The 23,795-nt window shown below is 48.0% G+C and carries 24 protein-coding genes; 17 read left to right on the forward strand and 7 right to left on the reverse strand.

From position 1 onward, the window contains the following. Nucleotides 1-75: 75 nt before the first annotated feature. Entirely contained in the window at nucleotides 76-699 is a 624-nt protein-coding gene (locus tag ACIFQM_RS14930) for a rhomboid family intramembrane serine protease (protein ID WP_430040532.1), read from the forward strand. Nucleotides 700-797: 98 nt separating this feature from the next. After that, nucleotides 798-1,727 carry a LysR family transcriptional regulator gene (locus ACIFQM_RS14935; RefSeq protein WP_430040530.1) on the forward strand — a complete coding sequence of 310 codons (930 nt, stop codon included), beginning with the start codon at nucleotides 798-800 and terminating at the stop codon, nucleotides 1,725-1,727. A gap of 96 nt (nucleotides 1,728-1,823) precedes the next feature. Here ACIFQM_RS14935 and ACIFQM_RS14940 read toward each other — a convergent pair whose 3' ends face one another. Then, nucleotides 1,824-2,495, reverse strand: coding sequence for a zinc metallopeptidase (locus ACIFQM_RS14940; RefSeq protein WP_430040528.1), 672 nt, complete (start codon nucleotides 2,493-2,495; stop codon nucleotides 1,824-1,826). A 42-nt stretch (nucleotides 2,496-2,537) separates the two neighbouring features. After that, complete coding sequence (locus tag ACIFQM_RS14945) at nucleotides 2,538-2,969, reverse strand: MerR family transcriptional regulator (RefSeq protein ID WP_044646349.1); 432 nt, start codon at nucleotides 2,967-2,969, stop codon at nucleotides 2,538-2,540. Between the two features lie 297 nt (nucleotides 2,970-3,266). Between ACIFQM_RS14945 and ACIFQM_RS14950 the strand changes: the two genes are divergently transcribed. The 4 genes from ACIFQM_RS14950 (at nucleotide 3,267) to ACIFQM_RS14965 (ending at nucleotide 7,344) form a co-directional block, all read left to right on the forward strand. Beyond that, nucleotides 3,267-4,670, forward strand: coding sequence for an ammonium transporter (locus ACIFQM_RS14950; RefSeq protein ID WP_430040525.1), 1,404 nt, complete (start codon nucleotides 3,267-3,269; stop codon nucleotides 4,668-4,670). Between the two features lie 48 nt (nucleotides 4,671-4,718). Further along, a complete protein-coding gene (locus ACIFQM_RS14955; protein WP_430040523.1) occupies nucleotides 4,719-5,801 on the forward strand; it encodes a DUF294 nucleotidyltransferase-like domain-containing protein in 1,083 nt (360 codons plus the stop codon). Beyond that, on the forward strand, nucleotides 5,798-6,541 hold the full coding sequence (locus tag ACIFQM_RS14960; protein ID WP_430040521.1) for an exonuclease domain-containing protein: 744 nt from the start codon (nucleotides 5,798-5,800) through the stop codon (nucleotides 6,539-6,541). The genes ACIFQM_RS14955 and ACIFQM_RS14960 overlap by 4 nt, the downstream gene beginning before the upstream one ends. 146 nt (nucleotides 6,542-6,687) lie before the next feature. Beyond that, nucleotides 6,688-7,344, forward strand: coding sequence for a TlpA family protein disulfide reductase (locus tag ACIFQM_RS14965; protein ID WP_430040520.1), 657 nt, complete (start codon nucleotides 6,688-6,690; stop codon nucleotides 7,342-7,344). 44 nt (nucleotides 7,345-7,388) lie between these two features. On the opposite strand, the gene cimA is transcribed toward ACIFQM_RS14965, so the two are convergent. Then, on the reverse strand, nucleotides 7,389-9,005 hold the full coding sequence (cimA, locus tag ACIFQM_RS14970) for a citramalate synthase (protein ID WP_430040518.1): 1,617 nt from the start codon (nucleotides 9,003-9,005) through the stop codon (nucleotides 7,389-7,391). Between the two features lie 247 nt (nucleotides 9,006-9,252). Between cimA and ACIFQM_RS14975 the strand changes: the two genes are divergently transcribed. The 3 genes from ACIFQM_RS14975 to ACIFQM_RS14985 all read left to right on the forward strand — a co-directional run bounded on the left by ACIFQM_RS14975 (nucleotide 9,253) and on the right by ACIFQM_RS14985 (nucleotide 12,526). Further along, a complete protein-coding gene (locus tag ACIFQM_RS14975; RefSeq protein ID WP_430040516.1) occupies nucleotides 9,253-10,533 on the forward strand; it encodes a DNA polymerase IV in 1,281 nt (426 codons plus the stop codon). 162 nt (nucleotides 10,534-10,695) lie between these two features. Then, nucleotides 10,696-10,938: a ferredoxin gene (locus ACIFQM_RS14980; RefSeq protein WP_014280869.1), complete on the forward strand. Its 243-nt coding sequence runs from the start codon at nucleotides 10,696-10,698 to the stop codon at nucleotides 10,936-10,938. 157 nt (nucleotides 10,939-11,095) lie between these two features. Continuing rightward, complete coding sequence (locus ACIFQM_RS14985; RefSeq protein ID WP_430040514.1) at nucleotides 11,096-12,526, forward strand: L,D-transpeptidase; 1,431 nt, start codon at nucleotides 11,096-11,098, stop codon at nucleotides 12,524-12,526. 26 nt (nucleotides 12,527-12,552) lie between these two features. Here ACIFQM_RS14985 and ACIFQM_RS14990 read toward each other — a convergent pair whose 3' ends face one another. Continuing rightward, nucleotides 12,553-12,699, reverse strand: a complete 147-nt coding sequence (locus ACIFQM_RS14990; RefSeq protein ID WP_014280871.1) for a hypothetical protein — start codon at nucleotides 12,697-12,699, stop codon at nucleotides 12,553-12,555. Between the two features lie 219 nt (nucleotides 12,700-12,918). Here ACIFQM_RS14990 and ACIFQM_RS14995 point away from each other — a divergent pair, with 219 nt between their 5' ends. From ACIFQM_RS14995 to ACIFQM_RS15005, 3 genes are read left to right on the forward strand one after another with little or no spacing between them, the layout of a single operon-like run. After that, nucleotides 12,919-14,013, forward strand: coding sequence for a quinone-dependent dihydroorotate dehydrogenase (locus ACIFQM_RS14995; protein WP_430040512.1), 1,095 nt, complete (start codon nucleotides 12,919-12,921; stop codon nucleotides 14,011-14,013). 34 nt (nucleotides 14,014-14,047) lie between these two features. Further along, nucleotides 14,048-14,860 (forward strand): GTP pyrophosphokinase, encoded by an 813-nt coding sequence (locus tag ACIFQM_RS15000; RefSeq protein WP_430040510.1) that lies wholly within the window; start codon nucleotides 14,048-14,050, stop codon nucleotides 14,858-14,860. Next, on the forward strand, nucleotides 14,861-15,436 hold the full coding sequence (locus ACIFQM_RS15005) for a DUF309 domain-containing protein (protein WP_430040508.1): 576 nt from the start codon (nucleotides 14,861-14,863) through the stop codon (nucleotides 15,434-15,436). It abuts the gene before it with no gap. A gap of 98 nt (nucleotides 15,437-15,534) precedes the next feature. Here ACIFQM_RS15005 and ACIFQM_RS15010 read toward each other — a convergent pair whose 3' ends face one another. Next, a complete protein-coding gene (locus ACIFQM_RS15010; RefSeq protein ID WP_430040506.1) occupies nucleotides 15,535-16,062 on the reverse strand; it encodes a thioredoxin family protein in 528 nt (175 codons plus the stop codon). Between the two features lie 163 nt (nucleotides 16,063-16,225). Here ACIFQM_RS15010 and ACIFQM_RS15015 point away from each other — a divergent pair, with 163 nt between their 5' ends. Both ACIFQM_RS15015 and ACIFQM_RS15020 read left to right on the forward strand, forming a co-directional pair. Further along, entirely contained in the window at nucleotides 16,226-17,809 is a 1,584-nt protein-coding gene (locus tag ACIFQM_RS15015) for an RsmB/NOP family class I SAM-dependent RNA methyltransferase (protein WP_430040625.1), read from the forward strand. Next, entirely contained in the window at nucleotides 17,806-18,588 is a 783-nt protein-coding gene (locus ACIFQM_RS15020; RefSeq protein WP_430040504.1) for a pseudouridine synthase, read from the forward strand. Before ACIFQM_RS15015 ends, ACIFQM_RS15020 begins: the two co-directional genes overlap by 4 nt. 108 nt (nucleotides 18,589-18,696) lie before the next feature. Here ACIFQM_RS15020 and ACIFQM_RS15025 read toward each other — a convergent pair whose 3' ends face one another. Further along, complete coding sequence (locus ACIFQM_RS15025; RefSeq protein WP_430065735.1) at nucleotides 18,697-19,875, reverse strand: GGDEF domain-containing protein; 1,179 nt, start codon at nucleotides 19,873-19,875, stop codon at nucleotides 18,697-18,699. 209 nt (nucleotides 19,876-20,084) lie between these two features. Between ACIFQM_RS15025 and ACIFQM_RS15030 the strand changes: the two genes are divergently transcribed. Further along, the gene (locus ACIFQM_RS15030) at nucleotides 20,085-21,209 is read left to right on the forward strand and encodes a glycosyltransferase family 4 protein (RefSeq protein ID WP_430040500.1); all 1,125 of its coding nucleotides are present in this window, start codon (nucleotides 20,085-20,087) and stop codon (nucleotides 21,207-21,209) included. Here ACIFQM_RS15030 and ACIFQM_RS15035 read toward each other — a convergent pair. Beyond that, complete coding sequence (locus ACIFQM_RS15035; RefSeq protein ID WP_430040498.1) at nucleotides 21,206-22,312, reverse strand: YkvI family membrane protein; 1,107 nt, start codon at nucleotides 22,310-22,312, stop codon at nucleotides 21,206-21,208. The genes ACIFQM_RS15030 and ACIFQM_RS15035 overlap by 4 nt on opposite strands. Before the next feature lie 140 nt (nucleotides 22,313-22,452). Here ACIFQM_RS15035 and ACIFQM_RS15040 point away from each other — a divergent pair, with 140 nt between their 5' ends. Continuing rightward, entirely contained in the window at nucleotides 22,453-23,058 is a 606-nt protein-coding gene (locus ACIFQM_RS15040) for a DedA family protein (protein ID WP_430040496.1), read from the forward strand. An 86-nt stretch (nucleotides 23,059-23,144) separates the two neighbouring features. Further along, a complete protein-coding gene (locus tag ACIFQM_RS15045; protein WP_430040494.1) occupies nucleotides 23,145-23,717 on the forward strand; it encodes a xanthine phosphoribosyltransferase in 573 nt (190 codons plus the stop codon). Nucleotides 23,718-23,795 lie beyond the last annotated feature (78 nt).

Here is a 23,795-nt window from a genome sequence, read left to right on the forward strand (position 1 = left end):
AATCTATTATAATCTTTTATAAAAGACATTGTCCAATTTGAATAAGGTGGAGACACCCATGAAGGAAGGATTGCCTTGATTTTTTTACGTTATGAGAACTGGAAGAGTTATTTGCGTTTTTACCCGGTAACCTGTTTGATCCTGCTTATCAATATCGTGATGTTTATTGTGCTGACTGTTCATGGTGGATCGGAAAATAGTTTAACACTGATTCGGTATGGAGCCTTGATCAATGAGGAGCCCTTTACCGACCAGTTATGGCGGTATGTGTCAGCTATGTTTTTACATGCGGGGTTTGATCATCTTTTATTTAATTCCTTTGCGATTCTCGTATTTGCTCCGCCGCTGGAACGTCTGCTAGGGTCCTTTCGATACGTACTGTTGTACCTTGCTACAGGCATTGTAGGAAACGTAATGTCTATTGCGCATTACAACATGGTAGCGGAAACTACGGTCTCTGTAGGGGCCTCAGGAGCGATATATGGCATCTACGGTGCATTTCTGTACGTTGCCCTGTTCCAGCGGACACTTATGGATGAGGCTTCGCGCAAAACACTGTACACGCTGCTCGGCTTTGGCATCCTGTTTTCGTTTGCTGTGGCGAACATTAACTGGACCGCCCATTTTGGAGGACTGCTCAGCGGGTTTTTCCTGTATGGATTGATGATCAGATTGACTGGCCAACGTAAACGTCACTAAAGACGGCTTTATCGTAAGTCAGCACAGCAAAAAAGAGGGAGAGGTTCACCTAACCTCTTCTTCCTGATGTTGAAAAACAGATTGGAGCGAATAACGGAGTGGAACTACGACAGTTGCAATACTTTATGAAGGTAGCGCAAAAGGAACATGTCACTCAGGCGGCCGAGGAGCTGCATGTGGCGCAATCTGCGGTCAGTCGGCAAATTCATCAGCTTGAAGAGGAGCTGGGTGTGAATCTTTTTATGCAAAAGGGCCGCAACTTGCAGCTTACACCGGTGGGACAGTTATTTTGCAAGCGGGTTGAAACGATTATAAAGGATTTGGAGCGGGCTGTTCTGGAGGTCCATGAGTTTTTAGACCCGGAGGGTGGAGAAATTCGTATAGGCTTCCCGCACAGTTTGGGCATTCATCTTATTCCTACGGTTGTAGCTGAATTTCGTAAACGGTATCCAAATGTTAAATTCAGATTTAAACAGGGAATGTATCCGAGCTTGATCCGTGATGTGTTAGCGGGTGAGGTGGATTTGGCTTTTGTATCCCCTTTTCCAGATCGTCATGACCATGTCGAGGGAGATGTGGTGCTTACTGAGGAACTGTTTGCGGTCCTGCCCCCTAACCATCCTTTGGCTTCAGCCGGGCACATCACGCTGGATCAGCTTAAAGGAGAAAAGTTCATTCTGTTCAGAGATGGTTACTCCTTGCGTCCGATTGTCTGGCAGGCTTGTCTAGAGGCCGGATTTACGCCGGACATCGCTTTTGAAGGCGAGGAGACGGATACGATCCGTGGATTAGTTGCCGCAGGCATGGGGGTCAGCCTTTTGCCGGAGATGGCGTTGTTCCAAACCAATCCGCTCCAACCCGCGAGAGTGTCGATTGTTGATCCCGAGGTGACGCGAACCATTGGCTTAATTCACCGCAGAGATGACAAGCTTCCGTTGGTTGCCAAATCGTTCCGCACTTTTTTGTTGCAATATTTTGGACTTCAAGGTAGTGGCACTGTGACGGATGGAAGTGTTAAAGCGGACTGACGGACAGGTGAGTATAGAGAATTGGATAGAACATAAAAAGGTTGTTCCTCTACCATCATCATGGCGGAGGAACAACCTTTTTTGCTACAAAAGCGATTAGTCACGGCTGTTGAAGATGCCGATCAAGCGAATCAGCTCCAGCAAGGAAACGAGGGCAGCGGCCACGTATGTTAATGCAGCAGCATTCAATACTTTAGCTACACCTCGTTCTTCATCACTGCGGATAAATCCTTCGGACACCATAATTTCACGGGCTCGGTTGGAAGCATTAAATTCGACTGGCAATGTGATTAATTGAAAGGCGACAGTAGCTGAGAAAAAGATAATGCCTATGCCGATCAGGTTAGTGTAGCTGAACAGGAACCCGGCAATCAGCAGAAACGGTGCAATACCGGATGCAAAATTGACAACCGGGAAAATCCGGTGACGTAGTGCGAGCATAGGATAATGCTCTTTATGCTGAATCGCATGACCAACCTCATGACAAGCCACAGCAACTGCGGAAATAGATTTTTCATAATACACAGGCTCGGACAAGCGTACTATTCGTTGCATCGGATCATAGTGGTCAGATAACGCACCGGGCACAGGTTCAATGGGCACATCATGCAAACCGTTGCGATCCAGCATGTGCCGGGCGGCATCGTAGCCTGTCATGCCGTTTTCGTTGGGCACATTAGACCATTTGTTAAACGTACCTTTCACGCGAAATTGCGCCCATAAGGATAAGCCGAACGCAAGAATAATCAATATATACATTCCCATCATAAAGCAACCCTCCATTATTATTTCATCATACAGCCCGGGAATCTACATCATGGAGCTATGCTCCAGCAAATACTTTAGAGCTTCGATACAAGCGGCGCTTTGCGGTAGTAGACCTGTAAGCAGCTTACGCGCTTGAACGGGCTTGAGCTGCCCCAAAAGAGGTTGTAGCTCATTGACTTCGCGCTCCAAGCGCTGCATGTGCATCTCCAGACTTGTCAGCTTGTCGGTGACATGCTCTTCGCCTGAAACTGAATTCCACTTCATTAAGGTCTGTTTGATTTCCTCGAGGCTATACTTCTCTTGTTTCATTTGGTTAATACGTTCAAGTCTTTTTAAAGTTTCATCATTGTATAGCCGATAATTTTTCAAAGATCGTTCTTCAGGTGTGATCAAACCAAGCTTCGTATAATAATCAATGGTCCGTTCGCTGACACCAGCCGTCTTGGCTAGCTCGCCAATTCGAAATAGCTTCATATCCCCATCTGTCCTCACCTCGCGCTCTTCATTCAGCCTTCCATATTACGCATCTGCAAACAGAGTGCTTATAAAAATATTTTACATGATTCCCAACCGTACAGTCAAACGTCATGCTTTTTTAGGGTATGATACAAGCTACTTTAATAGTTAGTAAACATAACATGTGAAGTTCGATATTGATTTTTTTTTTAAGTTAATAAAAAAAATCTTGTCAAATTTCATGTATTCTGATTATAATGACAATAAGAATTTCACGAAATGTAAAGAAACTTAACATTCGAGGGAGTGGGCTTCATGAGAAAAAAGTGGTTTGTTGCATTACTGTCCATGCTGACGGTACTGGCTTTTCCGGTGGGGGCATTCGCTGCTGATGGTCCGACAAATATTCAGCTTCAAGCTGGATTAAACACAGCGTTTACCTTCTTGGCATTTATTCTTGTGTTTTTCATGCAGGCGGGATTTGCATTGCTGGAGGCTGGCTCCACACGAATGAAGAATGCGGGTCATGTCGCTGGTAAAACGATACTCACCACGGGCGTTGCTGCATTGTCATTCTGGGCTCTCGGGTTCGGACTAGGCTTCGGTAACGATGGCGGCAACGGATTTATGGGGCTGACGGGATTTTTCATGAGCGGCACGGATGCTGCTGTATCGTTTGACTCCCTTTCAGGTCTGGATGTTCCCATTACAATCATGTTTTTGTTCCACTTTGCTTTTGCTGCTGTATCTCTTTCTATCGCATGTGGGGGAATGGCAGAGCGTGCAAAGTTAAGTGTATACATCATTTTCGGTATTTTGTTCTCCATCGTGATCTATCCGGTTGTAGCTCACTGGGTCTGGGGAGGCGGATGGCTTGGCAAGCTGGGCATGCAGGATTATGCCGGCTCGACGGTAGTCCATCTGACGGGCGCTACGGCGGCACTTGTCGCTACACTGCTGCTGAAACCGCGTTTGGGCAAGTTCAATAAAGACGGTAAGCCGAATATTATTCCTGGACATAATCAGGTGTATTCCATACTGGGTGTTATTATTCTCTGGTTTGGCTGGTTCGGATTTAATCCGGGTAGTGCTGTATCGGCCATGAATGACGGTTTCTTCGGGTATGTGGCGGTAACCACGAATCTTGCTGCGGCGGCAGGTGGAGTATTTGCTCTACTGGTATCCTGGATGGTCTATGGAAAAGCGGATATTCCGTCCATGCTGAACGGTGTACTGGCGGCTTTGGTCGCAATAACAGGGGCGTGCGCATTTGTAGCTCCTTGGGCGGCTCTGGTCATCGGTGCGGTAGCAGGGATTATTACCTTCTTCACAGCACAATGGTTTGAGCGTGCAAGAGTAGATGATCCGGTATATGCATTTTCCGTCCATGGTATTGCAGGGATGTGGGGTGCGATATCCACAGGATTGTTCGCTACTCCTGAGCTGGTGAAAATAACAGGTGTTGGTCAAGCCGGGCTGTTCTATGGTGGCGGATTTACGCAATTGGGAGTACAGTTGCTTGGACTGGTAGGGACATTTGCTTTCGTATTCGTCATTTCCTTCATTATTCTGGGTGCGATGAAAGCCATTATGGGAATTCGAGTTACGGAAGAAGAAGAAACGATGGGGCTGGATATCAGCGAGCATGGTACGTACGGCTATCCTGAGCAAATGAAACTGGTTGCCGAGGCTGAGAAGCGTTCTGGGACTGTAAGCTAATATGTAAAATATAAAGAGCCAGTAAGGATGAGCGGAGGAGATGGAAGTATGGAACTGCAAAATACGGCACCTTGGGTGAGTTCAGCCGAAGCGATTGATCATGCAGATACGCCTGAATCGCTAAGGCAGGCCAGGGTCGATTCTCAAAAATGGCTGCTGGCTTCCCAAGCCTCCGCTCCGTTATCAGACTGGTTACAAACGGCGAATGATATGCATGACCGCATTGCAGCCAGAGCTGTGCATATGTGCGAAAAAGGGATGGTTGAGGATGGCTTCGGCCCTCCTCCCGTCCCTTACGCATTTATAGCCTTTGGCAGCATGGGACGCTCGGAGTCGACGCTATGGAGTGACCAAGATAACGGTATGATTATTAGTGACACTGCATCTGTCGGGAAAGAATCATATTTTATGGAGTTCGGCCAGAGGATATCTGCAATGCTGGAATATTTGGGATATCCCAAATGTGAAGGGAAAGTGATGTGTTCAGAGCCGCTATGGCGACAAACATTGTCTGAATGGCAGGAGCAGCTGACAACATGGTCGGATGATTTTGCATGGGAGCCGATTCGGTATCTGATTATCTCGTCTGATATGAGGCATATCGCTGGAGATGGGCGATTGTCAGCAGAATGGAAACGAAGCTTTTATGCGTTGCTGCGCAAGCATCCCGATTTGCCGTCCGCGGTACTTAGGAACACGGTAAGGCATAAAGCGACACTTAATATTTTGGGTCAGATCGTTACCGAGCGCTTCGGGGAGCACGCGGGCGATTTTGATGTGAAATACGGTTTATACATCCCGTTGGTAAATGCCGTACGGTTTTGGGCTTTGCAGCACGGGGTGGAGGAGACCTCTACGTTGAAAAGGCTCAGGCGGCTCGCGCTGCTGGAAGCAGCACCGTCTCCTTTGCTGGATGCTTGCGAGCGCGCCTTTCGGATCGCGCTTCAGCTTCGGATGGCTACGTCGGTGCAGGAGAAGAACGGGCTTTTGCTTAGCAAGGGCTACCTTGCTGTCAAACCGTTAAAGCAAGATAAGGGCTGGCATGAACTGCGTGAGGCGCTTTCAACGGTGCGGCGGCTGCATCGTGCGCTGCAAAGACAATTGCGGTTTACGGAAGGGAGAAGGTCATGAAGGAGCCAACGCAGGGAGGCGGCTTTTGGAGCGCTCTTCGCAGAGGAGGGGTGCCATCAGCCATCGCTTCTGTAATGGGAGCTCCTACGGCTCAGCAGATGGCCTTTATCCGTTCCTTGACCCGGGAGCAACGGCGCTCTGAAGTATTGCGGACCCCGTTAGAGCGTTTGGAGACGGTTGTTTTTGATTTGGAAACCACGGGATTTTCAGCGCAGCACGGAGATGAGATTTTATCGTTCGGTGCGATTAGGGTGGTCGGGGATACGATTATGGAAAAAGAGCAGTTTTACACGCTTGTCAATCCACGTACAGCAATTCCTGAGCACATTACGGAGCTTACCGGGATTACCCGGGAAATGACAGATGAGGCTCTGCCGCTTATGGATGGGCTGCATGATTTTATGTCCTTTGTAGGAGGACGGGTGCTTGTAGCGCATGCCAGCGCTCACGACAAGGCTTTTTTGAATGCTGCGCTATGGAAAACATCTAAAGTGCAGCTGACCCATCGTGTTCTGGATACGATGATGCTCGCCAAATGGCTGGAGCCGCAGCAGCACCAAACGTATAGTTTGGATGAATTGCTAACCTATCAGGGCATACGGATTCAGGGACGGCATCATGCCTTAGAGGACGCGAAAATGACGGCAAAGCTGTGGGTGGCGTACGTTCAGGAAATGCTGAAGCGTAATGTAACCAATTTGGCAGATGTGTATGCTCATTTAAGCCAAGCTTCAATATAGAACAACATTACAGCAAGTCTGCGATCATTCGTGGGTTTGCTGTTTTTTTGCATCTGTATAGATTGGAAGGGTTAGAGGTGGGAGCAGAAGGGGCACCATATGGAGAAGGTGAGAGTAATCCAGATGAAAGGCCGGGTGATTGGACTGTGAAAAAAGTTGTTTTTATTAAAATCCTGATGGTTATGCTGGTGGTAGGAGTGGCTTTATGGGGAGTAGAAACAAACATGACTTATACGTATGCGGCAAGCATACCGGCTAAAAATGTGCAAACTCAGGAGGAAAATGAGGACGGAGAAAGGCTTGAAGCTGGCAAAGGGACAAATACAGAGTTAGATACTATAGAAGTGATGCAAAAGATACAGCCTGGTCAACCGCTTCCTGCCATAATTTTAAAAGGCTTGGACGGCAAGTCCTACAATATAGGAGCCAAGCGTAATAAAGCGCTGATAATCAGCTTCTGGGCCTCATGGTGTGATCCGTGCCGTTTGGAGGCACCTGTACTGAATGAGCTATATAACAAGTACAAGCACGATGTGGACGTATATGGTATTAATGTAACACGCTATGATCGGTTGGAGGATGTGCAAAAGTTTTCCCGCTCCCTAAAGCTCCAATTTCCAGTTTTGCTTGATGAGCAAGGGGCGCTGTTTGAACGGCTTGGGGGTGCGGCTTTTCCAACTCATATCATGGTTGACCGTCATGGACAGGTACGTGAAATCATAATCGGCATGCTCAGCGAAGGAGAGCTGGAACGAAAAATAGAGTTGCTGCAAAAAAAGACGGTGTCTTTGGGGGCCGAATAGACCGCGAAAGACACCGCTTATTAACAAAATAAGCACTCATCAAATCAGTGATTTACCAGTCCTTGGGGCGATAGGTCGGTCTGCTGATTTTTCGGAGATGGTGCTTCCAGCAACGCATAACGGAAACTGTCCACCAGTGCTTCCCAACTGGCTTCAATTACATTTTCGGATACGCCCACGTTACTCCAGACGTCCTCGTAATTTTTGGATTCAATGAGCACACGTACCTTGGCAGCGGTGGCATCTTTTTCGTCAAGTACACGTACTTTGTAGTCAGCCAGATGCATATCGCGCAGTGACGGGAAATATTGAGAAAGAGCTTTACGCAGTGCGTTATCAAGTGCGTTGACCGGACCGTTGCCTTCGGCGGCAGTATAAACGCTTGTACCTGCAACATTCAGCTTAAGGAATGCTTCGGATACAACCGCACGCCCTGCTGTTTTTTCAACCAGCACCTTGAAGGACTCAAATGAGAACATTTCCTTCACTTCACCGCCCGCTTCACGAATGAGCAGCTCCAGTGAAGCATCGGCTCCTTCAAACTGGTAGCCTTGATGCTCCAACTCCTTAATGCGGCTGATGACGCCACGTGCCTCATTGCTGGACGGATCAAGGGTAATACCCAGCTCCTGAGCTTTGGACACAACATTGCTTTGTCCGGCTAGTTCAGAGACCAGCACCCGTTGCTTGTTGCCCACCAGTTCGGGGGCGATGTGTTCATAGGTTCGCGAGTCGCGCAGAATAGCTGATACGTGGATACCGCCCTTGTGAGCAAAGGCAGCATTACCGACATAAGGCTGGTTCACAGGCAAATTCACGTTGGCGACTTCGCTGACAAAGCGGGCCGTGTTGTGGAGCTGCTTTAGTTTGTCTGAGTCCAAACAATCGTAGCCGAGCTTGAGCTGCAAATTTGGAATGACGGAGCATAAATTAGCGTTACCACAGCGCTCGCCGTATCCGTTAATCGTACCCTGAATTTGTCTCGCGCCTGCCTGCACTGCACTCAGTGTATTGGCAACAGCCAATTCGCAGTCATTGTGTGTGTGAATGCCCAACTGTGAACTTGTCAGCTGGCTTTGCAGTATGTTGACAATTTCCTGTATTTCATGCGGCATGGTACCGCCGTTAGTATCGCACATAACGAGCCAATCTGCGCCTGCTTCTTCTGCTTTTTTCATAACGGCAAGTGCGTATTCAGGATTATTTTTATATCCGTCAAAAAAATGCTCGGCATCAAAAATAACCTCCATGCCCCCTTGCTTTAAAAAGGCGATGGAGTCGTAAATCATGGACAGATTTTCTTCTAGCGTCGTCTGTAGGGCTGTGTGTACATGGAAATCCCATGATTTTCCGACGAGAGTAGCAGCTTGAGCGCCGGATTCCAGAATCCGTTGCAAATTGGCATCCTGTGCCGCTATGCTATCTTTACGGCGTGTGCTGCCAAAGGCAACAATCTTGGCCTTGAGTCCCAACTCCTGCACTCGTTTGAAAAATTCGATATCCTTGCTGTTGCTCCCGGGAATCCCGCCTTCAATATAATGAACACCGAGATCATCGAGTTTTTTGGCGATTTTCAATTTGTCGTCAGCAGACAAGCTAATTCCTTCTCCTTGAGTTCCGTCGCGCAGTGTTGTATCGAAGATAGAGATAGCGGTGGACATGAGGACTCCTCCTTCGCAGATTGCATTAGATTGGTAGTGCTTTGCTTTTTTAAGCAGATTATTTAATCATTTAACGCGTGAAAATACAAAGGTGTCAGCTTGCCTTGTTTCGTATGATTTTTGATTATATCAACTTATGACTTCAAATGTAATATATAAATATCATTTTTGACCGCAAAACTTTTAATTTCATGTAAAATAGGGCATAGAGTCATTTTATAATTTATAGTTAAAAGAAGGGTTGAGCATGAGAGATGTCAGTGCTTATTATCCGATTGGTGGGCGGGTTATTCTGCATGTCGATATGAACGCATTTTACTGTTCTGTTCATGCAGCGGAGGAACCGGAGAAGTACGAGGGTTTACCTACCGCCGTCGCGGGCAGCAGTGAGCTGCGCAGAGGTGTAATCGTAACCTGCTCCTATGAAGCCCGGCGATTGGGCATCTCAACAGGGATGGTCGTCCAGCAAGCCCGGCGGATTTGTCCGCAGCTTATTGTGATTCAGCCTGATTTTCACCTGTACCGTCGTTATTCCAAAGCTTTTATGAGCATTGCTTATTCGTATACGCCTATGTTGGAGGCAACTTCAATTGATGAATGTTATCTGGACATTACAGGTTCCAGGCAGTTTGGAACGCCTATGGAGATCGCGGGGGAAATTCAGCGCAGAGTAGCGGACGAACTGGGACTGCCCTGCTCCATCGGTGTGGCACCCAACAAGTTGCTGGCCAAAATGGCCTCTGACCTGAAAAAGCCACGTGGGATATCTGTTTTGCGCTTGCGCGATGTGCCCAATATTTTGTGGAATCTTCCCTGTGGTCAATTGTTTGGTGTGGGACGAAAAACAGCCGACAAGCTTCGGCAAATGAACATTCGCACCATTGGCCAATTGGCCAAGGCAGACGAGCATATGTTGATCGGCGTATTTGGCGTGACTGGCTCGTGGTTAAAGCTGGCTGCTAACGGGATTAATCATTCTCCGGTCAATATTGAGCGGGAGCCGAACAAGTCCATCGGACACACCACCACCTTGCCCATGGATGTGGTGAAGCTGGAGGAAGCCCAACGAGTGCTTCTCAATATCAGCGATCAGGTAGCCCGTCGGCTTCGACGGCATGGCATGCTGGCAGGAGGTATTCAATTGACCATTCGGACGCCGGAGATGAAAACCTTTACGCGTTCTCAGGTAAGGAGTAGTCCTACGGAAAGTGCAGAGGACATATATAAGGAAGCTTGTGCGCTGTATCGGCGGCATTGGGGAGAGGGCAAACCTGTGCGTTTGCTGGGAATTACGCTTCAGCAGTTAGTCCCGAAGGAAGAAGCAGCCGTTCAAATGGATCTTTTTGAATACAAGGACCAGCCCAAAAAGGAAAGCCTGCTGAAAACGATGGATGCGCTACGGGACAAGTTTGGCGAAAATGCAGTTCTGACCGCCGGGATGCTTGGAGATGACCCTTCGGTACTTCTTCGGAACTCCAAGCTGCGCGGAACTTCGCTGCAAAAAGACAATCTCCAGACGCCTGAGTAAACTTTTTGGTGAGTTTATACGAAGCAGCGGAGGTGTACGCTATAAGTATTTTTTGCATAAAGGATCAATGAAAATAATTTGTAATAATTTATTGTTTGTATTAATATGTGAATAGAATGCAAAAGCTGGTTTGTTTGATTGTATAGGAGGCAGAGGAGAGTTATGGCTAAATACACTTGGGTAGAAAAAGATACATGCATTGCGTGCGGAGCCTGTGGTGCTACAGCACCGGACATTTATGATTATGACGATGAGGGCTTGGCTGAAGTGATCTTTGATGGAGATGGAAACCAAGGAATCAAGGCAATTTCAGACGACCTGTTTGATGATATGCAGGATGCTTGCGACGGTTGCCCTACTGATTCTATTAAAGTTGCAGACGAGCCATTCAATAAAGAAGGTTAAGTCTACTTGGATAGGCACAGCACCGACAGCACTCTTTGCCGTATAACGGTGAAAAGGTGCTGCCAGTGCTGTTTTTTTTATGTGCTATCCATATGATCTATTTTGGCCGATATACATAGTAAACAATAGGGCAAGACTACACGATCAGGAGGATCCGATGAATCATTCGCCTCATCTTAAATCGTATGTAAAAAAGCACCCTGATAATAAAATGGCTTGGTATTTGCTCGGAAAAGAGTATGAGAGCAGTGGTCAGGAGGGCAAAGCAAATTATTGCTTCAATCGCGCGGGGGAGGTGTTCGAAGCCTTCGAGCATAAACAGATTCCGGCAGACGTATGGATGGAGTATCAGGATAAACTGGTTCAGATGTCAAAGGAGAAGACGCGGAGAACGGCTCGAACGCGTTATTTGTTAACTACGTTGATGGTACTTCTTCTGATATGGGTGCCTTCAGCCAATTCGCCGGGCCATTCGAGGGAAAGTGCATCCGTTCCATCAGGAACAGAGCCTGTGGCAACCGACAATGTCCAAGTGGCAGGAGTACAGACTTATGACCCGGATGAAGTGGCTCAGATCGGTGGGCTTGGTGCTGGTGGCGTGTTTACGGCCCAAGCGCGCACAGGCAGTTCAGCAGGAACGGCACTTGCAGATATGTTGGCAAAGGCTAGTCGTCTACCAGCCGAGACCACAGTGCTGGGCATGGAGCAAAGCGGTTCCTGGATGCTCTGGAGAGATCGTATGCAGCCGCTGCTTAGCTTGCAAAACAAAGGAAATGGAGGCTTGGCTGTCCAGTCTTACGACGCAGCAGCGTGTGCTTGTAAGCCGTCTGACAGTGAAAAGCTTCGAAAGGCAGGTCTGAATTGGGCTGTGGGACAGGAAGAACTGGCTGTGCTGAATAGCTCCATGCGTGCTTTTCGTACGCAGCATCAACGTCTTCCTCGAAGTCTCGATGAGCTGACCGGAAGCTTTCCGGATAATATGATGTACGGTACGGCAGACGGAATGAAGAAGGCTTTTACACCTATGCGTAATTTACTTGCTTCACAGGGACAGAGGGCTAAAGGAGCAACAAGTCAACAAGCTGGCTCGTCGGCTGAAAGCAGTCCTTTGCTGGCGTCGTCGCTGTATGGACGGCCTTTTCTGGGGCAGCCGCTGCGGATTGTGGTAGACAAGTCGAAACACAGGCTTGGATTGGTGAGTGGCAATGTGCTGATCCGCAATTATCCTATCGGATTGGGTGGAGATCGAACTCCGGAAGGAAAGTTTGTGATTACGGATAAAGTCGTAAATCCGAACGGTAAGTCCAACGGTGAGTTTGGCAGCCGCGGTATGCAGCTGTCTGCAACGAATTATGCCATCCACGGCACCAACGAGTCGGACAGCATTGGTAAAAATGAGTCGCTAGGCTGCGTTCGCATGGGCAAAGAGGATGTGGAGGAGTTATTTGCTCTCGTACCTTCGGGTACAGAGGTGATCATTGGTAACGGGGGACTGCCTAGTCAAGTGCTTGTGCCTGGCTCCCGATTTACGACTGAGCCGCAGCACGACCAGACCAATCCCCGCAAAACCTATCACTGGCTAAATTAGCTTAAGATGCTATTCCTGCATGAAGTTTAACGATTTCCTGCCTGTGCCAAAACAACGACCAGAACAATCACAATGATGAGGAGAACAAAACTGACGGCGGTCCATACAATCGCTTTCTTGTTCACCTCGTCCTTTTTCTTTTGCAGACTTGGCGGCTTGCGCTTGGTCTTCATATCGGCAATCCCTCTTTTCTGACGGGCTATAGCCCTGTCTTACTATCTCCATTGTAAATGGTTTGATTATACATTTTCAATGACGTCTCCATGACAAACGAATTGTTCCTGATACTGCACGCCGCAAATTACTTTCTTTTTGGTATGGAAAAAGCTAAACTATTTTGTAGAGATGTTTTTTTAGGATTGCGCAAGGGCATAGAACGGAGTGGATGAATCGTGTTGTATCGAAGGATTGTGAAACCTGTTTTTTTCAAAATGAGTCCAGAGACGGCCCATCATGTCGTCATTGATGGCTTGAAGTATGCTGGGGCGCTTCCCGGTGGAGCAGCAACGCTGCGGGGAATGTACGGAGTCAAGGAAACGGAGGATCTTGCGGTTGATCTGTTCGGCCTTCATTTTCCCAACCCGATTGGACTGGCTGCGGGATTGGATAAAAATGCGGAAGCAGTTGCTGGCTTTTCCTCGATCGGGTTTGGTTTTATGGAAGTAGGCACGGTGACACCTGTGGGACAGCCCGGCAATGACCGACCTCGTTTGTTCCGATTGCCTCCCGATGAGGCGTTAGTGAATCGGATGGGCTTTAACAATCTGGGTGTGGAAAGCATGGCTAAACGTCTGGCTGCGCTAAAACATCGGCCTGTTCCGGTCGCTGTTAATATTGGTAAAAACAAAAACACGCCTAATGAGGATGCCCATAAGGATTATGAGAAGTGTATTTCTGCGCTGTATCCGTATGCGGATTTTTTTGTAGTGAATATCAGTTCACCGAATACGCCGGATTTGCGAAAGCTCCAGCATGGCAGTGAGCTCAAATCGCTGCTGGAAGCTGTTCGAGCAGAGATGGGAGTACAGGCGACGAAGTATGGCGGAGCCAAGTCTGTACTGGTCAAAATTGCGCCGGACGTATCAGATGAGGAACTGGAATATATGACAGATGCGATTGCGGCCAGTGGAGTAGACGGTATCATCGCGACGAATACGACAATTTCGAGGGCTGGCCTGACGCATCGGAATGCGAGTGAGACGGGCGGGCTGAGTGGTAAGCCCCTGCGTGACCGTTCTACAGAGGTCATCGGACGAGTGTATCGCCAAACAGATGGCAAGCTGCCGATTATCGGATCGGGCGGCATTTTCAGCAGTCGTGATGCTTACGACAAAATTAAAGCAGGCGCAAGCCTGATTGAAATTTATACAGCATTGATCTATGAGGGACCGGAAGTGAACCGGACATTACATGCCGGTCTGCGCGAGCTGCTGCGAAAGGACGGCTTTAGACACATTACCGAGGCTGTTGGTGCAGATCACAGATAAAAAAGTGTTGTCGGAAGAGACAGGAGGTACGGGGATGGACGGAAGAGACTGGGGAACATTTTTGCTGCCATATGATCAGGCGGTGGAGGAGCTTAAGGTCAAGTTCAAAACAATGCGTGCGGAGCTGAAAAAGCGCGAGGAATACGCTCCTATCGAATTCGTAACCGGACGGGTGAAAAAAATATCAAGCATCCTCGATAAAGCGAAGAGATTACAGGTTCCTTCTGATCAGCTGGAGACGGGAATCGAGGATATTGCAGGAATCCGCATCATGTGCCAATTTGTTGAGGATATCCGGCGGGTAGCCGAGTATATTCGAAGACGCAAGGATCTGACTGTACTGTATGAAAAGGACTATATCACCAATTATAAAGATAGCGGATATCGCAGCTTTCATATGATTGTAGAATATCCAGTGCAGACAGCGCTTGGATTAAAAATTGTGTTGGCTGAAATTCAGATCCGTACCTTGGCTATGAATTTCTGGGCAACCATTGAGCATTCCCTTAGCTATAAGTATCGGGAAAGCTTGCCGGATAATATGCGGACACGGTTGAAAAAGGCAGCTGAGGCGGCCTTTGTACTGGATAATGAGATGTCTTCGATGCGTCTTGAAATATTAGAAGCGCAGAAGAAGTTTGAGGATGAAGCGAATATCGTATCCAAGGTGCTGACGGGTATGCACCGTCTGTATTTCTATCATAAGATCAGTGAAACGATTGATGCGCAGCGCAGGTTCAATGAGCTGTGGGAACGGCACGACATGGAAGGGATCAAGCTGCTCCATGATGAAGTCAAGGAATTGCTGGCGGCTTCTACCAAGGAGGAAGACAGGGATGAGTATTAAATGGTGAATGTTTCCTATGAACCGTTGTATGTGGCTTATTTGGTATACTTCAATCGGGATCGGGATTATTTTGAATGTCACGAGGTACTGGAAGAGCTGTGGATAAAGCTGGACCGTGACCCTGTATATAAAGGTTTGCTGCAAATTGCTGTTGGGCTGTATCATTTTCGCAACGGAAATTTTCGAGGCGGACATATGATGCTGGACAGCGCGGTACACAAGCTGGAGCATGCGTCTCCGCAGGCGCTGGGCATTAATATGGCGAAGCTGGTGGACGAGGCGCGCGCTTGCGCCCGCCAGCTTGCCGCGGCTGTTGTAGGTGGCTCGGCAGATCCCCAGCGCCAGCCGCCGGTTTATCGGGATTTGACGATTGAAATCGTCAATCCCGGGCTGCGTCAGGATGTGGAGGACGCATCGTCGTCCATACCAGCCAACATCCCGCAGCAGAGAGGCCCGCGGCGTGGGGAAAAGCATGAGCAGCGTCAGCAGGCGCTTGAGGCTTCGGTGAGGCGCAGACAGGCGGCTCACCGCTCCTGCTCTGCCTCGGCTAGTACGGAAGGGCACGACGTAATCTGAGGCGTGTCTATAAAGCAAGCAGCCCGATCCGTTTCAGGGGATCGGGCTGTTTTATCGTTCAGTAGTCTAAACCGTGTGAACGTCGTTTAGGAGATTGTTTAGGAAGTTACATTCTTTTTATATTTTTCAAAAAAGGCTTTGAACTCATCGAGTGTGTAGCCGTTGTCGGAAGGATTTTCCTTCAAACCACCTACCATACGCTCTTTTTCTACGCCTTTTTCGTAATAGATGAGCGTAGGGGTGTACTCGATTTTGTACTTGTCCCAGCCGTCCTCATACTCACGCAGGTTAAATTCGTGCATGGTGATGTTCTCCTGCTTGCTCAAAGGCATTAGCTTGGGAGTGGTGGCGCGGCAATGTACACAGTCGGATGCAAAATGATAGACGAAAAAGTTTTCCTTTTTGTCAATTTTGCTTTGAAGATCCTCCGGTTTAATAATCTGCTGATAGTTGGGATCATTCAGCAACTCTTGGGTGGCAGGCTTTAATGAGGCTGTGGAAACGCCATACAGCTTGTTTTTAGTGCCTGAATTTAAAGCGAGCAGCACCCCAAGCAAAATGACGAGCACAACAAAAAAGCCAATGACAGGTATAAGCTTTTTTTTGTTGGATTTTTGGGTGTTCAATGCCATCTCTCCTATCAAAATACAAAATATGTAGCTATGAATCATATTATTATACAACATTACAGCTTGTAGTGAAAGTTTGTAAATCACACGGATATTGCAGCTTAACAGGCTGAGTATGGTACAATAAATTTTATTTTAACTGGACAGGATGATTACAATTATGGGTGTACAGCTCCCTACTGCATTTGTGAAGCGCATGGAGCAACTGCTCGGCGACGAGTTTGAGGCTTTTATGGCTGCTTATGATCATACGCCTCATGCTGGGATACGCGTCAATACGTTAAAAATTTCGGTGGAGGCGTTTAAGGCGATTTCGCCGTTTGAACTGCGACCAAATCCTTGGTGTGATACAGGTTTTTATGTTCCCTACGGCACCAAGCCGGGGTTGCATCCTTATTATCATGCAGGACTGTACTATGTGCAGGAACCAAGTGCAATGTCTCCTGTAGAATTGCTGAATGTTGCTGAGGGTGAGGCTGTATTGGACTTGTGTGCTGCACCGGGTGGGAAATCGACCCAAATCGCGGCCAAGCTGCAAGGAAGCGGTCTGCTCGTAACGAATGATATTAGCGCTGATCGAACCAAGGCGTTGGCTAAAAATGTGGAATTATACGGTGTGCGAAATGCTGTGGTGTTGAATGAAAGCCCGGATCGAATCGCAGATGCCTTCCCTCATTTTTTTGACAAAATATTAATTGACGCACCTTGTTCGGGGGAAGGGATGTTTCGCAAGGATGAGGATATGGCGAAGCAATGGGAAAACCATTCGGTGGACAAATGTGTAGTTATGCAGCGGGATATTTTGCGAGTGGCAGCAACTATGTTAAGTGACGGAGGAAGAATTGTTTATTCGACCTGTACCTTTGCACCGGAAGAAAATGAAGGGATGATTGCTGAGTTTCTGGAGGCACATCCTGATTTTGACGTTGTTCCTGCTCCTTCAGGAACGGGCTTTGCTTCAGGTCACCCGGAATGGGTGAGTGAAGCAGTCGCGGCAGCCCATCCAGAACTGCGTGGAATGGCACGCCTTTGGCCCCATCTTATAGAGGGTGAGGGTCATTTTATCGCTGTGTTGCAGCATCAAGGCAGTCGTACAGCTAAAGCGGATAATCGTTTACTGTCCATCAAGGAAGCGCCAATGGCAAACGGACAGGACAGCTCTGTAACTGGAGATTACAAACGGAATGGAAAAGGGATGGACGGGAAATCGGGTAAAGGAACGAATGCACGCGGTTTTGGTTTCGGGAACAAGTCTCGTGCTGGTAAAGATACGGCAAAATGGGATGGACGCGGACAACATGATGTACTGGAGTCCTATCGCTATTTTGTACAGGAGCAGCTTGAGGCGTCATTTGCAGGCCATACGGTAGTCTATGGAGATCGGATTTATCAGTCGCCGCTGGAATCCTATCGTCTGGACGGGCTTAAGGTGGTCCGTCCGGGCTGGTTTATGGGAACAGACAAGAATGGTCGGTTTGTGCCTTCGCATCCGCTGGCGGTAGCTTTGCGCCCTTCTGAGGCGGTCAGGAGTATAAACCTTTCGAGTTCAGACACGGATGCCATCCGTTATTTGAAAGGTGAAACGTTATCCATCCCTGCTCAGCAAATGACGCTGCAGAACGAAGCACAGCCCAAAGGTTACACTCTCATATGCATTGACGGATATTCTGCCGGATGGGGCAAATGGCAGGACGGTATGCTCAAAAATGAATACCCTACAGGCTGGAGGTGGACATCAGTATGAGTGGGAAGGGAAGACAGACGCAGCGTTTGGACAAGGTTCTAACCCATATGGGTTATGGTTCGCGCAGTGATATCAAGAGACAGGTAAAGCAAGGGACGGTCACCGTGAACGGTCGAACCATCAAGGATAGCGGCTTGCAGGTTCATCCTTATAACGATCAGATTGAAGTGAACGGGGAACGGGTTATTTTTCGGGAATACATTTATATCATGCTGCATAAACCGCCAGGCGTTATATCCGCAACCGAGGATACAAGAGAGCGAACAGTGCTGGATTTGCTGAGTGCGGAGGAACGGCATTTTGAGCCCTTCCCGGTTGGACGGCTCGATAAGGATACGGAAGGACTACTATTGCTAACGAATGACGGTAAGCTGGCGCATGAACTCTTGTCTCCACGGCGACATGTTCCCAAAACGTATGAGGCTACGGTGTCGGGACATGTCACGGAGGAGGATATACGTCAATTTGCAGCAGGGGTAGAGCTGGATGACGGCTATGTTACCCTTCCGGCTCAATTGACCATTCTTCGTCATGAAAAAGCACAAGAGGCAGATGAAGAAGTCATTTCAACCATTTCACTTGTGATCCATGAAGGAAAGTTTCATCAGGTGAAGCGCATGTTTGAGGCGGTTGGCAAAAAGGTTACGTATTTGAAAAGAACGGCGATGGGTCCGTTAACGCTAGATGATCAGCTACCCTTGGGCAGCTATCGTGAGCTGACAAACGAGGAGCTGGCATGGATCGGCCGGGATTTGGCATCTGCAACGTCAGAGGCTTGATGGGAGTAGGGGAAGCAACAATGACGCACAGGCTCTTATGGGAGTTCCCTGTGCGTCATTTTACTATATGGACTATGATTTACAGCTAACATATGGCAGACTGCATGTTTATTGTGCGCGCGCTGCACGGCTTTTCTTCACTTCTGTTTCCTTATAAGCCGTGACCTTGTTTTTGCCTGTTGTTTTGGATATGTACATAGCCTGATCGGCCTGTTTAACCAGTTCATCCGGGTTCATTTCCTTTTTTAACGTGCTATGCCCGACGCTGATGGTCACGATACTTTCGTCTGCAACCCGTTCACGGATTCGTTCTGCGACCTGTCCGACCTTGGCCCGCCGATCAACCACCATCGCGACCAGTTCCTCGCCGCCGTATCTTCCGGTCAGTCCGATTTCATCCAGTTCTTCTTCCATAATCTGTGCAACCTGTTTAAGCACATCATCCGCGCGGGCATGGCCCTGTGTATCATTCAGTTTTTTGAAATTATCAATATCGCAAAAAATGACCGACACGCGGATTCCCTGCTCCATATATCGCCGCAATCGCCCAGCGAAGTATTTACGGTTATACAGGCCAGTCAAACCATCAGTAATGGAGGAACGGTAAATCCGTTGAAGCAGCTCCACAATCCGTTCGAACAGGATTAGAAACAACGTAGTGTAATACAGCAATGGCAAAAATGACATCCATAGGACTGTACTGGTTGCACCTTTTCCTGCCGGAATGTCGCCTCGCAACCACAGACATCCAAGCCAAAGTAAATAGAACAGCAAGCCCAGTGCAAACTTTTTGGGCTGACCGATTCGTGGGATGATGAACACAAGGCTCACAGTAAGCACAATGAGTCGATAAAGCAGGGTGAACCCGACGAGATTTGCTGCACTGATCCAATTGGGCAGTAATCCGGCAGCCCATGCGCCAACCGGCAATATCAGTAGCGCTCCCAGCAACAGCAAAGTCCATGCTCCCGCACGTTTTAGCTTCCGGTAGAGCTGAAATACGGCGGCATTGGTAAGCACAAAGGCAGCAGCTTCCAGCGTATTTTGCCACACGATGCCTTGTAGCGGCATGTTGCCGCCACCTGCCGAATAGAGATTCATGGCTTCATATGTCATAATAAAAATAGCGGCAACCGAAAAAAGGATATAGGCTTTTTTTCGCTGTCTGCTATATATGATCACGCACATCAGCGCCATCATGAGTATAATATACAAACCGCAGGCGGCACTTACAGCCCCGGCCAGAGATGGGAAACCGAAGGTTCCCGATAAGGACAACAACGTCAACGTCACCGACTCCATCTGTATAGATAGTGAGTCTATTGAACGGGGAATCTGGTTCCCATACAATAGACAGGAATTATTCCATTTAAAATGTTATAATTTTCTTTTGTACTTAGCAATTATTCTCAATATATCATTTTTCAGAAAATCCGGAAACCTATACATACAATCTGTGTTCCGGGCAGTACAATGCTTGAAAGGGGAAGCACGTCATGAAATTGCTACAGGCTCTCTTTTTCCCACCCGAGCAACCGGGCGGCGTTTCATCTATGATTCCATATCTACAAGAGCGATTTATGTCCTCGCGTTGGGAAATGGAGCTATTTTCAATCCCTAAACGAATTCGCAACAAGGGCAGGGAAGAAGTATTGTTTGATACCTTTGACTGGACGCAATATGAACAATATCCGATTGTCCAAAAATATATACAGACGTACCGTGACTATTTGTGGTGGACCCGGCTTCGCATTCAGAAGCCCTTTGATCTCATTCATGCTCATCATCCCATTGCCGGGATTGCTATGAAAACTGTTTTTCCCGATATCCCGCTCGTTCAGACGATTCACTCTTCTTATGAGAAGGAGTTAATTCTAAACGGTAAAATAGAGGAGAATGGGCCTGAGCATCAATTTCTGGTGTCCTTATATCGGGAGTTGGAGCATAAGGCGGATCGCCTGATTGCAGTATCCCGCTCTTTCCAGCATTACTTGACGCCTTATGTACAAAATTCGCAAGATATTGTGGTCATTCCGAATGGATATGATGAGAAGCGCTTCAAGCCCATACCACATGAAAATGAAGTGACACAGCTTATAACTGTCTGTCGCCTTGTCCCTGCCAAAGGGCTGGATACTTTGTTACAGGCCTGTGCCGAGCTGAAAAAGAGAAATCAGAATTATGTTCTGCATATTATCGGAGATGGTCCCATTCGACCCGAGCTGGAAGAGATGGCGCGGCAGTTGGATATTTACCATGAAACGATTTTTTATGGATACACCCTTCATCCAGAAGAATTTATGCCTTTCTTTGATGTGTTTGTTTTGCCTTCACGAGCGGAAGCCTTTGGTTCCGTATTTGCGGAGGCGGCTTTGAGCTGTTTGGCTTTGGTGGGTACAGAGGTGGGAGGAATACCGGAGCAAATTGAGGATGGGGTAAATGGTCTGCTTGTGCCACCCGACAGTCCGAGGGCACTGGCAGACGCATTGGAAAAGGTCATCGCAGACCCTGCTTATCGTTATGAGCTGGCGCGATCTGCTTGCGACAAGGCTAAATCGAGCTATTCCCTGAGCAGGGCTGTTAATGAGCTAAAGAAAATGTATTTGAAATTCCAGCACTAGCCATGGCGTGTATCACCTGTTTTTGAATCAGAATGCCGGAAGCTGGAGCGAGGACGCGAGGAACGGAAGGGTCTCCCCCGTCCTGCCATGATCAGCTTGCCCACCCACATCAGGCTAAGTATCCCGAAAATAGGATATAGAACAGACAGCAGTGAGCTGAAACCAAACTGACTGATTAGAAAACATGTGAGCATAATGAATAGTGTGATGAGCTTAGGTGAAATTTGGATATGCTGGCGGATTTGCAGACTGACACCGTAAATGTCGGCCACGAAGGTACTGAAAATTTCCATGAAAATGAGTAAAACGTAAATGATCTCGACCAGGGCCCCTAGGCGGTAAGCAATGCTTCCCATCGGGATCTCAAATTGCCGAATTCCTGGCATATGTGCCGACATGGCAAAGTGAGCAGACATGAGCATAAACCCGACGCCAATCCCGCCCAAAATCCCGCCCCAGCGGATCGTTTTGCGGGAGAAGGTTTGGCTGCCGAGTGGTACAAGCACTGCTTGGGCCATTGCCAGATTGAAGGAAGTATACAGCAGTGGAGAAAGCCAAGCTCGCAGCATGCTATAATCGGACGTATTTGTAATAAAGCTCTGGGGATTTGGCATAGAGAGTGTGCTGTGAACAAGCAGGATAGACATGATCATCATCATAGGGACAACAATGGTGTTCATATGCAGGATAGCCTTGATGCCTTTACTCAGGAGCAGATACGTTCCAATGAGTGTAATGAGCAGTCCGGTCTGGTAATGCAGGTGAAGGCGTTCCACGAAAACGGAGCCGGCACCTGCCAGCATGACGCTGTTGACGCAGACCAATATCATGAGCGTGAACCAGCTGATCCATTTTCCGACTTTGGTGCCAAAAAGGTGTCTGTTCAGATCCTCATAGGACCGGGCTGAAATATCATGAGCGATCAGCATCATTTTCGTACCCAGCCATACAAATATGAGTGTGGACAGCATGATGGTGAGTGTAGCCCAACGTCCGTACTGTGTAAAAAACTGTAATATTTCTTGTCCGGTAGCAAATCCGGCACCGACGACTGTTCCGATGTATGTAAAAGCAATCTGCAAAACATGAATATTACGTTTCATCCCCAGTCCCTCCTTGCCTGCTTGAATAACGCTGTAGCGAGCATATAATACAAACTATGTTCAAATGAAATAGGACATGACTGGATGAGACTGAAATAATTATAGTGCATTCAATGAATAGCTTGACGGGAGCGTAATTTATGGGTCAAATCCTTGCATGGATACTGGAATACGGATATTTGGCAATGTTCGGCTTGCTTGCCCTTGGAGTAGCTGGTATGCCGATCCCCGACGAAGTGCTGATGATCGCCTTCGGCGGGCTCGTGTCTCAAGGACACTACAACTTTATTGCCGCGCTGGCAGTCACATTTTCCGGAAGTATGACGGGCATGATGCTTAGTTATACGCTCGGTCGTTTGCTAGGCAAGCCGTTGCTGCACCGATACGGTAAATGGGTGAGGCTTACGCCATCGAGAATTGCTTCTTCCGAGAACTGGTTCGGACGCTATGGAACTTGGGGCATTCTGTTCGGTTACTTTGTCCCGGGCTTGAGACATGTGTCCTCATATCTGGCAGGTACGACCCGTTTGAATATCTTTCGCTATATGATGTATGCATCGGCGGGCGCATTGCTGTGGTGCGGCACGTTTCTGGGAATTGGACATGCGGTGGGCATGCACTGGGAACAGGTGGCGAAGCTGATGGAAAAGGTGACACATCGGATAGGGCTGGCGGTCTTTCTTCTGATTATTTTGGGAGGAATCGTCGCGTGGTTTTGGAATAAGCGTAAAAAAAATGTCACATGAAGGTATGGGAAAGCAAGCTATAGCTTGAAAGCGTCAGGTGATGTATGGTACTTTTACCGCATAGGAATGCCGTGGGAGGTCATGGAATGGAAGTATTGAAGGAACGGATTTTACAAGAAGGCGTCGTTGCGTCGGATCAGGTGTTGAAGCTGGATGGATTACTTAATCACCAGGTGGATCCGGAGTTGACAATGGAAATGGGACGAGAGTTCGCAGCCCGTTTTCGGGAAGAGAATATTACGAGAGTGGTAACCGTGGAATCCTCGGGTATTGCCATAGGTTTCGCAACAGCATTGGAACTGGGTGTACCGCTGGTGTTTGCCCGCCGCAAAAAGACTTTATTGGCCGACCCGGACGCATTATGCGAACGTGTGCCTTCCTTTACGAAAGGCATTGTCACGGACATTATGCTGTCCCGTCAATTTATTCATGAGCATGACCGTGTTCTGTTCATTGATGATATTATCGCCAATGGTGATGCCGCAAGAGGTATGGTCAAAATCATTCAACGCTCCGGTGCGGAGCTGGTGGGATTCGGCGTGGCTGTGGAAAAATGCTTTCAAGCCGGGGCGAGAACGATCCGTGAGCAGGGTATATGGGTAGAGTCGCTTGTCAGAATTTCATCGTTAACTGACGGCAAGATTGAGTTTGCCGAATAGTAACAATTCAAAAGCTGCTGATCCTTATTTCTAATAATAACCTTTGCATGAGTTTCGATTTCGCTTATAATATAGTTA

Source organism: Paenibacillus sp. NRS-1782 (assembly GCF_050467685.1).
GTDB lineage: Bacteria > Bacillota > Bacilli > Paenibacillales > Paenibacillaceae > Paenibacillus > Paenibacillus terrae_A.

Excerpts from the sequence above, each read along its gene's own strand:
- ACIFQM_RS14960 (WP_430040521.1), top strand. The coding sequence starts at position 5,798 with ATGAAGGAGCCAACGCAGGGAGGCGGCTTTTGGAGCGCTCTTCGCAGA.
- ACIFQM_RS14990 (WP_014280871.1), bottom strand. The coding sequence starts at position 12,699 with ATGAAGACCAAGCGCAAGCCGCCAAGTCTGCAAAAGAAAAAGGACGAG.
- ACIFQM_RS15045 (WP_430040494.1), top strand. The coding sequence starts at position 23,145 with ATGGAAGTATTGAAGGAACGGATTTTACAAGAAGGCGTCGTTGCGTCG.
- ACIFQM_RS15015 (WP_430040625.1), top strand. The coding sequence starts at position 16,226 with ATGGGTGTACAGCTCCCTACTGCATTTGTGAAGCGCATGGAGCAACTG.
- ACIFQM_RS15040 (WP_430040496.1), top strand. The coding sequence starts at position 22,453 with ATGGGTCAAATCCTTGCATGGATACTGGAATACGGATATTTGGCAATG.
- ACIFQM_RS15005 (WP_430040508.1), top strand. The coding sequence starts at position 14,861 with ATGGTGAATGTTTCCTATGAACCGTTGTATGTGGCTTATTTGGTATAC.
- ACIFQM_RS14985 (WP_430040514.1), top strand. The coding sequence starts at position 11,096 with ATGAATCATTCGCCTCATCTTAAATCGTATGTAAAAAAGCACCCTGAT.
- ACIFQM_RS15030 (WP_430040500.1), top strand. The coding sequence starts at position 20,085 with ATGAAATTGCTACAGGCTCTCTTTTTCCCACCCGAGCAACCGGGCGGC.
- ACIFQM_RS15020 (WP_430040504.1), top strand. The coding sequence starts at position 17,806 with ATGAGTGGGAAGGGAAGACAGACGCAGCGTTTGGACAAGGTTCTAACC.
- ACIFQM_RS14955 (WP_430040523.1), top strand. The coding sequence starts at position 4,719 with ATGGAACTGCAAAATACGGCACCTTGGGTGAGTTCAGCCGAAGCGATT.
- ACIFQM_RS14980 (WP_014280869.1), top strand. The coding sequence starts at position 10,696 with ATGGCTAAATACACTTGGGTAGAAAAAGATACATGCATTGCGTGCGGA.
- ACIFQM_RS14940 (WP_430040528.1), bottom strand. The coding sequence starts at position 2,495 with ATGATGGGAATGTATATATTGATTATTCTTGCGTTCGGCTTATCCTTA.
- ACIFQM_RS14950 (WP_430040525.1), top strand. The coding sequence starts at position 3,267 with ATGAGAAAAAAGTGGTTTGTTGCATTACTGTCCATGCTGACGGTACTG.
- cimA (WP_430040518.1), bottom strand. The coding sequence starts at position 9,005 with ATGTCCACCGCTATCTCTATCTTCGATACAACACTGCGCGACGGAACT.
- ACIFQM_RS15035 (WP_430040498.1), bottom strand. The coding sequence starts at position 22,312 with ATGAAACGTAATATTCATGTTTTGCAGATTGCTTTTACATACATCGGA.
- ACIFQM_RS14975 (WP_430040516.1), top strand. The coding sequence starts at position 9,253 with ATGAGAGATGTCAGTGCTTATTATCCGATTGGTGGGCGGGTTATTCTG.
- ACIFQM_RS15000 (WP_430040510.1), top strand. The coding sequence starts at position 14,048 with ATGGACGGAAGAGACTGGGGAACATTTTTGCTGCCATATGATCAGGCG.
- ACIFQM_RS14945 (WP_044646349.1), bottom strand. The coding sequence starts at position 2,969 with ATGAAGCTATTTCGAATTGGCGAGCTAGCCAAGACGGCTGGTGTCAGC.